Source organism: Flavobacterium filum DSM 17961 (assembly GCF_000425465.1).
Taxonomy (GTDB): Bacteria; Bacteroidota; Bacteroidia; order Flavobacteriales; family Flavobacteriaceae; genus Flavobacterium; species Flavobacterium filum.
On sequence record NZ_AUDM01000014.1, the window covers coordinates 71,702 to 84,495 of the forward strand.

Genomic DNA, 12,794 nt, shown 5'->3' on the forward strand with positions numbered 1-12,794 from the left:
ACAATTTGTGTGGCTTTTTTTATGCCGTATATTTGTTAAAACATTAAGATGCATTTTTCAATTATCATTCCGGTCTATAATCGTCCTGATGAAGTAGATGAGCTTTTAGAAAGTTTAGTTCATCAAAATTATAATCAACCCTATGAAATAATTATAGTTGAAGATGGTTCAAATGTAAAATGCGATTCTATAGTAGAAAAGTTTAAGGCTCAATTAACCATTCGTTACTTTTTTAAACCAAATTCAGGTCCTGGTAATTCCAGAAACTTTGGAATGCAGCAAGCAAATGGTGATTATTTTATCATTTTTGATTCAGATTGTATTATTCCAAAATATTATCTTTCAATAGTAAATTCAGTTTTAAATGAAAATTATACAGATTGTTATGGTGGACCGGATAAGGCTTTAGATTCTTTTTCAGACATTCAAAAAGCTATCAACTTTGTGATGACTTCTTTTTTTACAACTGGAGGAATTAGAGGTGGATCTGAAAAAATTGGAAAGTTTCAACCCAGAAGTTTTAATATGGGAATTTCAAAAAGAGCATTTGAAGCTTCAAATGGGTTTGGAAATATTCATCCTGGGGAAGATCCTGATTTATCCATACGTTTGTGGAAATTAGGATTTCAAACTCAATTGATTCCAAATGCTTTTGTTTATCATAAAAGAAGAATTGATTGGTCAAAGTTCCTTACTCAAGTTAATAAATTTGGTAAGGCAAGACCAATTTTAAACAGTTGGTATCCGGAGTATGCTAAACTAACTTTTTTCTTTCCAACTATTTTTATTTTAGGATGTATTGGTTCAATTGTAGTGTTAATTTTCTTTACATTTTACTTACCAATTTTAGTGTTTTTAGTGTATTTCATCTCCCTTTTTATAAGTTCATGGTGGAGTAACAAAAGCTTAAAAATTGCGTCTTTATCCTTAATCGCAACGTTTATTCAGTTTTATGGTTACGGGATTGGTTTTTTAAAATCATTTATTTTGGTACAAATTTTGAGAAGAAAACCGGAATCAGCCTTACCTGAATTATTTTTTAAAAAATAAAACATGTCAAAATTAATTGGTTTAACCGGAGGAATAGGAAGTGGTAAAACAACTGTTGCCAAAATGTTTGCCGCCAAAGGAATACCTGTTTATATCGCTGATGAGGAAGCTAAAAAACTGATGAATACATCCAAAATTATTCAAGCAATTGAGAATGAATTTGGAAAAGAAGTCATCAATAACGGAAAAATAAATCGTACATTTTTAGCAGAAAAAGTTTTTAACAACAAAGAAAAACTAAATGATTTAAACCAAATTGTGCATCCGGCAGTTAAAGAAGATTTTAAGAGTTGGCTTAAAAAAAATCGAGATTTCCCTTTTGTAATGAAAGAAACGGCTATCTTATTTGAAACCGGCGGAAACAAAGATTGTGACCTTGTTATTACCGTAACAGCACCACTTTCTGAACGTATTTCTAGAATTATTAGTAGAGATAACACAAATGAACAATCTATAAAGGATAGAATAAAAAATCAGTTGGATGATGATTTTAAAATAAAGCATAGTGATTATGTTATTCAAAATAGTACTTTAGAATCTACTGAAAATCAGGTTGATGAAATTGTTAAAGCGTTGAAGAAAATACAATAAAATGCTTGGATGTTAATGTTAGGTTAATCTATTAACATCCAAAATGTTAAAATGTTAAATTTGTATCGATGAATAAATTGTTATTTAGACTACTTATATTTTTAATGAGTATTTCACTTATTGGAATTATTTTTGTTCAAGTCTATTGGTTCAATTCATCTTTAGAAAACAATCAGGAGCAATTTAAGTTTCATGTCAAACAAGTGTTGGGAAACGTTGCTGATCAGCTTCAAAAACAAGAAGTGCTCTCTTTTGTAGAGCGAATAAAAGAATATAAAGATAGTACGGGAAGTGATAAATTAAATTCAGAATTTTTAGAATTTGGTTATTATCAACGAAATGCTCAAACCAACGAAACTATTATTTATTCGAATAGTATAAGTTCACAAGATTTTACTATTTCTCCTACGTTCTTTGATAAAAAAAGTGACAGTTTAAAAGTCAAAAGCTTTTCTTCCAAAAGAAAAACAGAAGTATATCTAAACGGAATCGATAAAAATAATTTACAAAACGCATTAAATCCGGATGTAAAGATTGAAAAATCAGGCGATTTAAAAATTTTGGATAAATTGCTTTATGATATATCCTTTAATGATATTGCCTCCACTTATCCCATTCAGCGTAGAGTTTCAAAAGAAAAATTGCAACAACTTCTTAAGAGAGAATTAAATGAATATGGTGTAATTACTCCATTTGAATTTGGAATTTACAGTAACGGACTCGCAACTAAAGTGAAGTCTGAAAATTTTAAATTCAATAAGGATGATACCTATAGCATTCCCGTTTTTGCAGATAATGATGGAATTAGCCGCTATCAATTATTGGTAAGTTTTCCAGAAAAAAAGAAGTTTATTTTTTCTGATTTAATCGGAATAGCTTCTATTTCGTTGATGTTTACACTCATTATTATTATTGCCTATGTAAATGCCTTAAATCAGTTTTTTAAACAACGACAGATTTCTGAAATCAAAACAGATTTTATAAACAATATGACGCATGAGTTTAAAACGCCTATTGCTACCATCAATTTAGCGTTAGATGCCATTAAAAATCCAAAAGTAATTGAAGACAAAGATAAAGTTTTCCGTTATCTTCAAATGATTAGAGATGAAAATAAACGAATGCATGCTCAAGTTGAAAATGTGTTGCGTATTTCTAAATTAGAAAAGAAAGAATTGGAAATCAATAAAGAACCACATGATGCATTAGCGTTAATTGAAGATGCTATTGATCACGTAAGTCTAATTATTGAAGATAGAGGAGGTACCATTACAACACATTTTGAGGCCATACGAACAACCGTACTTTTAAACGATGTACACTTTACAAATGTCATGGTTAATATTTTGGATAATGCTATTAAGTATTCACCCGAAATTCCAAAAATTGACGTTTATACTGAAAATGTAAAAGAATTTTTAATCATAAAAATAAAAGACCAAGGAGCTGGAATGTCTAAAAATGCTCAAAAAAGAATATTTGAAAAATTTTACCGCGAACACACCGGTGATATTCATAATGTAAAAGGGCACGGTTTAGGCCTTGCTTATGTAAAAAGAATTGTAGAAGAACATAACGGCGAAATATCCGTTGAAAGCGAAAAGGGAAAAGGAAGTACCTTTTTTATTAAATTGCCTATAATAAATTAAATACCACTAATAGATTAACCTATGGAAACTGAAAACAAAAAAATCCTTTTAGTAGAAGATGATCCAAATTTTGGAGCGATATTAAAAGACTATTTAATGTTAAACGACTTTGATGTTGTTTTAGCAAAAAATGGAATGGAAGGCTTTGAAAAATTCAAAAAAGACACTTATGATTTGTGTATTTTAGATGTAATGATGCCTTACAAAGACGGATATACGCTTGCAAAAGAAATTCGTGAAAAAAATAAGGAAGTTCCGCTTATTTTTTTAACTGCCAAAACCATGAAAGAAGATGTATTAAAAGGATACAAAGTGGGGGCAGATGATTATTTAAACAAACCTTTTGATTCTGAAGTGTTGTTGATGAAAATCAAAGCCATTATGCAACGCAAACAATCAGAAAGCAAAACTGATAATTTGAAATTCGAATTCCAAATTGGTAAATTCCATTTGAATTCTAAATTACGTTTCTTGACTTTTGGTAATGATGAACCAATCAAATTATCGCCTAAAGAAAACGAATTATTAAAAATGTTGGCTCTTCATGAAAATGATTTGATGCCACGTGAATTGGCCTTAACCAAAATCTGGAGAGATGATAACTATTTCACTTCCAGAAGTATGGACGTATATATTGCCAAATTGAGAAAGTATCTTAAATCTGACGAAGATGTTGAAATTTTGAACATTCACGGCGAAGGTTTCCGATTGGTAATCAAAAACAAAGTTGCCTAGTAACTAGAAAAGCTCTCAATTTTTGGGAGCTTTTTTTTGAACCTTTTTCCAGCTTTTCACTACAAGATTTTGGTCAAAAAAAAAGAATTCTACAAATCAAAAAGAGCTTCCTTTGGTCGCTTTTTTGCTTTAAGAATTCTAGATTTTTTTACCCAAAATGCTTTCCGTTACAATCTGGGGTAGGATTACCTGCTATATTCCAATTTCAGTGCAAAACTGTTTTTTTCGTTCTTGGTCACCGTCATCAATTCCGGATTTTCTTCCAATGAAGTTTGTATTTCTATTTCGTCATTCCAATGCAATTCCCTCAAAAAATTCATGTCAAATGCCTGAACTTTATTTTTCAAAATAACATTGGCATTCAAACCATCCAAACACCATTCTAAATATTTCACATTGTTGGCATGATTCACAATATCCAAATCAGATAATAAAATGGTTTTATGTTTTAAAAATTGCAAAGCAACATTCAAATCAATTTTCTCAAAAGATTTAACTGTCGGCAATCTCTCCGGATAAAAAGTAAAATGTTCAAATGGCAAAGCCAATGCTTCCGGTTTCCGTAATTCGGTATTGATAACCACCCAATAAGTAAGAGCTCCGGCCAATTTTTGGTCACCCAAATACAACTCCAAAGCCCTAACCGAACGCGAATCTTTCATTTCTACAATCCACGTTTTTACAGTAACCACATCTCGCCATTTGGGTAAATCAATCACTTCTACACGCATTCTACTCAATACCCAAGCCTGATGAAAAACTTGCATATCGCTAAAACTCAATCCACCCAACTCGGCATGTAAACCTGCCGTAAGTTGCAAAATATTACACAATTCGGTATGTTTCAACTGTCCGTTTGGATAGCATTGAATAAAATTGATTTCCCATTCCTTGGAAAATTCGGGGGTAAAATGGGCTGAAATAGGCATTATTTTTTTATTTTGGATTGTATAAAAATAATAATTTCATTCACATCAGTTTCAAAATCAAACCAATTGACATTTTCAGTTCGTTTAAACCAAGTGAGTTGACGTTTCGCAAAACGACGTGTATTTTTTTTGATTTCATCAATGGCAAAATCTAAGTTGGTTTTACCCTCAAAATAATCAAATAATTCTCTGTAACCAACGGTTTGCAGGGCATTTAAGTGTTTATTTGGGTACACGTTTTTGGCTTCTTCCAATAAACCATCTTGTATCATCAAATCCACTCTTCGGTTAATTCGTTCATACATTATTTCTCTATTGGCATCCAACCCAATTACAATCGGAATAAAATTTCGTTTATTTTTTTTCTGATTCAAAAAAGAAGAATACGGTTTTCCGGTTCCTAAACAAACTTCTACAAATCGCATCATCCGTTGCGGGTTTTGCAAAGTTTGCGGATTTTCAGAACTTATTTTTTCAAAATAAAAAGGATCAAGTTCTTTTAATTTGTACTGTAAAAATTCCAAACCTTTAGATTCATAATCTGTTTTAATTTCCTCACGAACAGCTGGGTCAATATCCGGAAAATCATCAAAACCTTTCAAAATAGCATCTACATACAAACCTGATCCGCCCACCATAATTTGAATATTATTTTTTTCAAATAATTCATCCAATTTTAAAAGAGCTTCCCGTTCAAAATCACCAACATTATACAATTCAAAAATCGATTTATGTTGAATAAAATGATGGTTAGCTGCCTTTAATTCCTCATCATTGGGAACAGCTGTACCAATTTTCATTTCTTTAAAAAATTGACGACTATCGCACGAAATTATTTCACAACCAAAATGTTGAGCTAAAGCAATACTCAAAGCAGTTTTGCCAATAGCCGTTGGACCAATAATTGTAATTAGGTAATTTGATTTTGTCACACTATTTTATGAATTTTCGTCTAACTCTTCACCGCAATTGTAGCAAAATTTAGCATCAACTCCATGGTCATCTTTGCCACAATTCATACAATGATGTCTTTTGGAATCACGACCTCTTTTGTATTCATTTTTGGCTATTTCGGCCGTAACAATTCCGGTTGGCACGGCAATGATTCCGTAACCCATAATCATTACAATCGAAGCAATAAATTGACCTAAAGGTGTAATGGGAGAAATATCACCATAACCAACTGTAGTTAATGTAACGATACACCAATAAATACTCGTTGGAATACTGGTAAAACCCGCTTCTTTTCCTTCCACAACATACATCAACGAACCAATCAAAATACAACTGATTAAAACAAAATACATAAATGCCACAATTTTTCCTCTGCTGGCAATTAATGATTTTCTTAAATGTTGTGACTGACCCGAAAAGTGAGGATGGTTCAATATTTTGAATAAACGTAACAATCGTAAAGCTCTTATAATAACAAAAAGATGTGTATCAATAAGAAATAATGACAAATACATCGGTAAAATGGCGATTAAGTCGATAATGCCATAAAAACTCAAAATGTATCGCCAAGGTTTATTGATACAAATAATCCGAAGAATATATTCGATACTAAAAAAGATGGTGATTGTCCATTCCAATAAAATAAGTTGGTCATGGTATTTTTCATCAAAGCCCGTTACGGTTTCAAGCATGACCAAAACCACACTGAGTAAAATTAAGGCTAAAAGAATTAAATCGAATAAGCGTCCCGCTACTGTGTTGGTACCATAAATGATGATATGGGCTTTTTGCCGGAATACATCAAATTGCGATTTAGCTTCTTTCATTTTACAACGCTTTACTACAAATATACTTAAATTAAAACGGAATAATCTTCATGACTTTGTGCTTTCGCAAATAGCCATTGATGATATTTTTGGTATCACGATTATTTTGCATCGGTATAATAATGTTTTGTAACACTTCTACATTTGTAATCTGATAATTCAAATCAAAAAAACAAAATCCTTTATAAATACCGTTTTCAATCAATATAGCCGAACGTTCTTCCAAACTTCTGCCTCGGTCGATAATGATTCGGTTTTGACTCTCAAACTCATTATTGTCGATAAATTCCTGAACTCTTTCGTTGTATTCTTCTGGACTCACTTCACCAATACACGCTCCGTCACATTCTTTTATTTTATATTTGAAACATGAATTTTGTGTTTCATACAAACCATTAATTTTTTGACATAAATGATATTGGTCTGTTATTTTGAATAATGCATTTTTTCCTTCTTGAATGGAAGAAAATGAAGTGATTTCTTTCTTACGACCATCTGTTTTTTGGAGGGAAAGACTAATGTACCCATTTTCATTTTTTACAGGATACAAAGCCCATTGAAATAGCGTTTTTCGTTGAGCCCGATTGTAAATGGGTTTATTGATTTTAATTTCTTCACTTTCTTTCAAGAGAGCAATAAGTTCGCTACCGGTTTCTTCATACGTAACCGTGTAAACTTCCATTTGTATTTTTTTACTTTTTCGATTGGTACCCGTAAAATGTTGATTGACCCGTTTTTTAATGTTTTTGCTTTTACCAATATAAATCAAATCCCCTTTTTCATTATGAATATAATAGATTCCGGTTTTGGAGGGAAGATTTTCTACAATATCCAATAATTTAGGCGACATGCCCGATTTAATTTCGGTTTTTACGGAGCTTTTTAAAATTTCTTTTTCAACATCTTTTGCCAAAAGCATTTTGAATAATTTCACCGTTGCCATCGCATCACCACTGGCCCTATGGCGGTCGGCCATTGGAATTCCGAGTGCACGAACCAATTTTCCTAAACTATATGAAGCATGACCAGGTAATAATTTTTTGGATAATTCTACCGTGCAAAGCGTTGGTTTTTGAAATTTGAATCCCAGTCTTCTGAATTCGGTTTGTAAAATTCGATAATCAAACGAAGCATTATGAGCCACCACAATGCAACCTTCAGTTATTTCAATAATACGTTTGGCTACTTCATAAAACTTGGGAGCCGAACGCAACATGGCGTTGTTAATGCCGGTTAATTTTACCACAAACGGCTGAATCGGAATTTCAGGATTCACCAAACTGATAAATTGGTCCACGACTTCATGACCATCAAATTTATAAATGGCTATTTCGGTGATTCCTTCTTCGTTGTATTGACCTCCGGTGGTTTCTATGTCTAAGATTGCGTACAAATCAGTTGTCTGTTATATGTTGTCGGTTTATAGTCTTATCAAATTGGCACATTTTCAAATTGGCAAATTAGCGAACGCCAAAGATACTACTTCCAATCCGAACCATCGTACTTCCACATTCGATAGCGAGTTGGTAATCGCCACTCATGCCCATGGATAAAGTGGTCAATTGACAGTTGTCAGTTTGCAGTTGGTTGTATTGGTCAAAAATAGTTTTTAAATGTAAAAATTCCCGTTTAATTTGCTCTTGATTTTCAGTAAAAGTAGCCATTCCCATCAAACCGACAATACGAATATTTTCAAAGGTTTTCAATTCTTCTGAATTCAGAATTTCATGTATTTCTTTTTCATCTAAACCAAATTTTGTGTCTTCTTCCGCAATGTGAATTTGCAACAAACAATCAACTGTTCTTTTCCATTTGGCAGCTAAACGATTGATTTCTTTTAGCAATTTCAAACTATCTACACCATGAATCAAACTCACGTACGGAATCATGTATTTCACCTTATTCGACTGAACATGGCCAATCATGTGCCATTGAATGTCTTTGGGCATTTGTTCCCATTTTTCCGACATTTCCTGAATTTTGTTTTCACCAAAAATGCGTTGCCCGGCATGGTAGGCTTCCATCAAATCTGCAACCGGTTTGGTTTTGGAAACAGCAACTAGGGTTACGTGGGAGGGTAGGGTAGATTTTATTTTAGATAGGTTTTTTGATATTGACATTTTATGCTATTTATTATGAAATTCGAGTATTTCGCGACTCTTTTCAATAATCCAATTATTTAATTCCAGACCTAATTCATTCTTAATTTTCTTTTCACTTTCAATTTCAGATTGATTAAGTAAAAAGTTTAAAACTTTTTCATTTTTTGATATTTTTAATTTTAAACAAAATAGTTGGTTCTTGTAGTAATAAAATTGAGCAAATATAGATTCCGGTTTATTATCATCATATGAAATATTTTCATTGTAATCTGCTCTAATTAATTCGGAGTCTTTTTCTCTATTATACCTTTTTTTTTCTTCTCGACTTAAGTTGTTGTAATATTCTTGATTATAGTAATTTAAATATGTTTTTATTGAAAATCTACCCGATCCAATCAGTTTCTTTTTTTCATTATTGATTTTAATATGACCTTCTGATATTCCATAAATTCCATTTTCTTCACAAATACTATCAATTTTTGTAATTGTTAATTTTTCATTTTGTGAAAAACTAAAATTAATGAATAAAATAAAGAATAGTATTTTTTTCATTTTTAATTGTGATTTCTTCTTCTATAAATTACAAAATTGAGTTTATTTATTTAAATTTTTAATACTTTCATCAAAGTCAGAAATATATTTTTTGTCTTGGATGATTCTAAATTCTTCAAATTCTGAATGTGCTTTATCAATGGCTAGTTCGTGTGAAATTTTTCCGGCATTTGGTAAAACATCTAAACTATTACTTTCTAAGAATTTGTTGGTGCGTTCTAACCAATCTTTCATCGTCATGATTTGATTTCTACGAGCTTGAAATTCGGCTAAATCCAAAAAAGCACTGACTAATAAATTCAAGTCACCTATTTCATTCTCGTTCAGATAATTTTTAGCAATAGAAACATCACTTTTCAAAACTTTCCCTTTTGGGGCGTTTTTCCAAGTGGTTAACCCCATAAAATCTTTTGTTTTATCAGCTCTTTCATAAATAATTTCTGCTGCTGTTTTTCCTGCAATAGCAAAGTGTAATTTATTTTGAACCATTTTGAAAAACAATTTAGTTTCTTCCGCATTTTTAGCATAATCAGCACTACATTGTTCAAATATATCGCCTAATTTTTGGTACAATCTTCTTTCACTTGAACGAATTTCTCTGATTCGCTCTAATAATTCATCAAAATAATCTTTACCAAATGGTTTTCCGTTTTTCAACATTTCATCGTTTAAAACAAAACCTTTTAGGATAAATTCTTTTAATGTTTGAGTTGCCCAAATTCTAAATTGTGTCGCTTCTTTTGAATTGACACGGTAGCCAACGGCAATAATGGCATCTAGATTGTAGAATTTTGTATTGTAGTTTTTGCCGTCTTCCGCAGTATGTGCAAAAATTGCACTAACTGAATCTTCGTTTAATTCATTAGTTTCAAAGATATTTTTTAGATGTTTTGTGATTACAGTTCTGTCAACTCCAAAAAGTTGAGCAATCATTTTTTGCGAAAGCCAAAAGCTTTCGTTGAGATAAGTAACATTGATAGTTACATTCTGTTTTTCTGATTGATAAAATACAATTGTGTTTTGCATGGCGTAAAATGTTTATAATATTTGTCTATTTCTTTTTTCTATATTCTATTCTCTTTTTTCTATATTCTTTTTTCTTAAATCAAAAATCGTTAATCATCAATCGTTACTCTACAACTCATACACCATCAACCCACTTCTAAACTTCGGTTCGATATAAGTGCTTTTCGGTGGCATAATCAAATTATTATCTGCCAAGGCTTTAATTTCTGAAATATCGGAAGGATAAAGCATAAAACCAACTTCAAATTCACCTTCGTCAATCAATTCCTTAATGGTTAAAATGGATTGCTTTCCGGGAATGTATTCGATGCGTTCGTCGTTGCGTAAATCTTCAATTCCAAGTAATGGTTGCAATACTTTATCATACAAAATTTGAGCATCTAAGTTTTCTAAAATTGTAGGATTACTATTTTCCAACTTATAAAACAAAGCATAAAAATTCCCATCCAAATACATCCCAAACTCAAATTTACTTTGCGGTTTCCACAATTCTTGTTCTTTGTTTTTGATGATAAAATGTTCATCTAATTGGGCTAAAAAATCATTGACTTCATATCCATTCAAATCGCGAATGATTCGATTGAATTCATAAATTTTTACTTCACTTTCGGCAATTAAAAAACTCATGAAATAGTTCAAGTTTTCATTTCCTTCAGCTTTATATTCATCATGTAATAATTCTGCCGAAGCTGAACGATGATGACCATCTGCAATATACAACTCCGGAATTTTGTCAAACTGTTCTTGCAACCACTCAATTTCTGCTTCATTATCAATTTTCCACAATTGATGTTTCTCTTTGTTTGTGGTGGAATAATTGTATAGTGGAATACTTTTTTTCTTTTCAGTAATCCATTGATTAATCGAACTATTATCCGGATAAGTTATTAAAACCGGTTCCGTATTAAAACCTGTTTGATGTAAATAATCTTTAAACAATTCCACACGATATTGCAACGTGTCTTCGTGTTTTTTGATGACATTATTTTTGTAATCTTCAATGGAAGTTCCGGCTACTATTCCGGTAAATGAATTGGTTTTCGTATGAATTTCATATACAAAAAAAACGGGTTTTGTTTCTTCAACAAAAACACCATCGGTCTTAAAATCTTGGTATTTATGAGCCACACCTTTGAAACGTTTATCTAAGGTGATTTTTTGCGAATGTACATACGCCGGATGAATCACATGCAAAAACGAATACGGATTAAAACTCAACCAAGCCGCCAACTCAGCCGAACTGTAATCGTCATAATTTCTACACGTTACCAAGCCAACTTTATCCGCAGTGGGACGAACGGCTTTAAAGGGGATTATTTTGCTCATGATTTAAAGTGAATAGTAACTAGTGAATAGTAATTAGTGGCCGCTAATCACTAATTACTATTCACTAATCACTCTATTTTATAAACTGCTTCGAAACTTTCTCCGCTTTCTTACTCTCCGAATAATCATAAAAACCTTCTCCGGATTTTACACCTAATTTTCCGGCCATTACCATATTCACTAAAAGTGGACAAGGAGCATATTTTGGGTTTTTGAAACCATCATACATCACATTTAAAATCGAAAGACAAACATCCAAACCAATAAAATCGGCTAATTGAAGTGGTCCCATCGGATGAGCCATTCCAAGCTTCATTACGGTATCAATTTCTTGAACGCCGGCAACGCCGTTGTATAACGTTTCAATAGATTCATTAATCATGGGAATTAGAATACGATTGGCCACAAAACCGGGATAGTCGTTCACTTCCGTTGGCGTTTTGCCTAATTTTAATGATAAATCCATGATGATTTTGGTCACTTCATCCGAAGTGTTGTAACCACGAATAATTTCAACCAATTTCATAATCGGCACCGGATTCATAAAATGCATTCCAATTACGCGTTCTGGATGAACCACTTGAGCCGCAATTTGTGTGATGGAAATAGATGAAGTGTTCGTTGCTAAAATCACATTGTGATCACAAACCTCACTTAATTGTTTAAAGATATTCATTTTTAATACCACGTTTTCAGTAGCGGCTTCCACTACTAAATCCGTACCCACTACACCATCTTTGATGTCGGTATAAGTAATAATATTTGAAATCGTTTTATGCTTGTCGTCTTCCGAAATGGTTCCTTTTGTCACCATTCTATCCAAATTGGATGCAATAGTTGCCATTCCTTTTTCCAACGATTTTTCAGAAATATCAATAAGTTTTACGGTAAATCCGCTTTGAGCAAAGGTGTGGGCAATTCCGTTACCCATGGTTCCTGCTCCAATTACTGCGATTGTTTTCATTTTATTTTAGTTTGTTTTTGTTTCGGGTTTGCTTCGCCAGTCGCCTTTCAGGCTCGTGTCAAGTTTCAGGTTTCGTAAAAACTTGAAAC

General features: G+C 32.1%; 13 protein-coding genes. 4 read left to right on the forward strand and 9 right to left on the reverse strand.

Annotated elements, in window-relative coordinates; translation table 11 throughout:
- Positions 1–48: 48 nt before the first annotated feature.
- The 4 genes from H601_RS0109965 (at position 49) to H601_RS0109980 (ending at position 4,025) form a co-directional block, all read left to right on the forward strand.
- Positions 49–1,050 (forward strand): glycosyltransferase family 2 protein, encoded by a 1,002-nt coding sequence (locus H601_RS0109965; RefSeq protein ID WP_026711389.1) that lies wholly within the window; start codon positions 49–51, stop codon positions 1,048–1,050.
- 3 nt (positions 1,051–1,053) lie between these two features.
- Positions 1,054–1,641, forward strand: a complete 588-nt coding sequence (gene coaE / locus H601_RS0109970) for a dephospho-CoA kinase (RefSeq protein WP_026711390.1) — start codon at positions 1,054–1,056, stop codon at positions 1,639–1,641.
- Positions 1,642–1,709: 68 nt separating this feature from the next.
- Entirely contained in the window at positions 1,710–3,290 is a 1,581-nt protein-coding gene (locus tag H601_RS0109975) for a sensor histidine kinase (protein WP_026711391.1), read from the forward strand.
- A gap of 21 nt (positions 3,291–3,311) precedes the next feature.
- Positions 3,312–4,025 (forward strand): response regulator transcription factor, encoded by a 714-nt coding sequence (locus H601_RS0109980; RefSeq protein ID WP_026711392.1) that lies wholly within the window; start codon positions 3,312–3,314, stop codon positions 4,023–4,025.
- 185 nt (positions 4,026–4,210) lie between these two features.
- On the opposite strand, the gene H601_RS0109990 is transcribed toward H601_RS0109980, so the two are convergent.
- From H601_RS0109990 to H601_RS0110030, 9 genes are all read right to left on the reverse strand, one after another.
- Positions 4,211–4,954 carry an acyl-[acyl-carrier-protein] thioesterase gene (locus tag H601_RS0109990; RefSeq protein ID WP_026711393.1) on the reverse strand — a complete coding sequence of 248 codons (744 nt, stop codon included), beginning with the start codon at positions 4,952–4,954 and terminating at the stop codon, positions 4,211–4,213.
- Positions 4,954–5,886, reverse strand: coding sequence for a tRNA (adenosine(37)-N6)-dimethylallyltransferase MiaA (miaA, locus tag H601_RS0109995; protein ID WP_026711394.1), 933 nt, complete (start codon positions 5,884–5,886; stop codon positions 4,954–4,956). The genes H601_RS0109990 and miaA overlap by 1 nt, the downstream gene beginning before the upstream one ends.
- A gap of 6 nt (positions 5,887–5,892) precedes the next feature.
- Positions 5,893–6,735 (reverse strand): ion transporter, encoded by an 843-nt coding sequence (locus tag H601_RS0110000; RefSeq protein WP_026711395.1) that lies wholly within the window; start codon positions 6,733–6,735, stop codon positions 5,893–5,895.
- A 31-nt stretch (positions 6,736–6,766) separates the two neighbouring features.
- Complete coding sequence (locus tag H601_RS0110005; RefSeq protein WP_026711396.1) at positions 6,767–8,128, reverse strand: exonuclease domain-containing protein; 1,362 nt, start codon at positions 8,126–8,128, stop codon at positions 6,767–6,769.
- Between the two features lie 67 nt (positions 8,129–8,195).
- Positions 8,196–8,855, reverse strand: a complete 660-nt coding sequence (locus H601_RS0110010; protein ID WP_026711397.1) for a YggS family pyridoxal phosphate-dependent enzyme — start codon at positions 8,853–8,855, stop codon at positions 8,196–8,198.
- Between the two features lie 6 nt (positions 8,856–8,861).
- The gene (locus H601_RS0110015) at positions 8,862–9,389 is read right to left on the reverse strand and encodes a hypothetical protein (RefSeq protein ID WP_026711398.1); all 528 of its coding nucleotides are present in this window, start codon (positions 9,387–9,389) and stop codon (positions 8,862–8,864) included.
- Between the two features lie 42 nt (positions 9,390–9,431).
- On the reverse strand, positions 9,432–10,415 hold the full coding sequence (locus H601_RS0110020; protein ID WP_026711399.1) for a virulence RhuM family protein: 984 nt from the start codon (positions 10,413–10,415) through the stop codon (positions 9,432–9,434).
- A gap of 108 nt (positions 10,416–10,523) precedes the next feature.
- Complete coding sequence (locus tag H601_RS0110025) at positions 10,524–11,741, reverse strand: DUF1015 domain-containing protein (RefSeq protein ID WP_026711400.1); 1,218 nt, start codon at positions 11,739–11,741, stop codon at positions 10,524–10,526.
- Between the two features lie 73 nt (positions 11,742–11,814).
- Positions 11,815–12,705 (reverse strand): 3-hydroxyacyl-CoA dehydrogenase family protein, encoded by an 891-nt coding sequence (locus H601_RS0110030; RefSeq protein ID WP_026711401.1) that lies wholly within the window; start codon positions 12,703–12,705, stop codon positions 11,815–11,817.
- Positions 12,706–12,794 lie beyond the last annotated feature (89 nt).

Bases quoted from the DNA above. Each gene is read 5' to 3' on its own strand.
- H601_RS0109965 (WP_026711389.1), top strand. From the start codon at position 49: ATGCATTTTTCAATTATCATTCCGGTCTATAATCGTCCTGATGAAGTA.
- coaE (WP_026711390.1), top strand. From the start codon at position 1,054: ATGTCAAAATTAATTGGTTTAACCGGAGGAATAGGAAGTGGTAAAACA.
- H601_RS0109975 (WP_026711391.1), top strand. From the start codon at position 1,710: ATGAATAAATTGTTATTTAGACTACTTATATTTTTAATGAGTATTTCA.
- H601_RS0109980 (WP_026711392.1), top strand. From the start codon at position 3,312: ATGGAAACTGAAAACAAAAAAATCCTTTTAGTAGAAGATGATCCAAAT.
- H601_RS0109990 (WP_026711393.1), bottom strand. From the start codon at position 4,954: ATGCCTATTTCAGCCCATTTTACCCCCGAATTTTCCAAGGAATGGGAA.
- H601_RS0110000 (WP_026711395.1), bottom strand. From the start codon at position 6,735: ATGAAAGAAGCTAAATCGCAATTTGATGTATTCCGGCAAAAAGCCCAT.
- H601_RS0110010 (WP_026711397.1), bottom strand. From the start codon at position 8,855: ATGTCAATATCAAAAAACCTATCTAAAATAAAATCTACCCTACCCTCC.
- H601_RS0110015 (WP_026711398.1), bottom strand. From the start codon at position 9,389: ATGAAAAAAATACTATTCTTTATTTTATTCATTAATTTTAGTTTTTCA.
- H601_RS0110020 (WP_026711399.1), bottom strand. From the start codon at position 10,415: ATGCAAAACACAATTGTATTTTATCAATCAGAAAAACAGAATGTAACT.
- H601_RS0110025 (WP_026711400.1), bottom strand. From the start codon at position 11,741: ATGAGCAAAATAATCCCCTTTAAAGCCGTTCGTCCCACTGCGGATAAA.
- H601_RS0110030 (WP_026711401.1), bottom strand. From the start codon at position 12,705: ATGAAAACAATCGCAGTAATTGGAGCAGGAACCATGGGTAACGGAATT.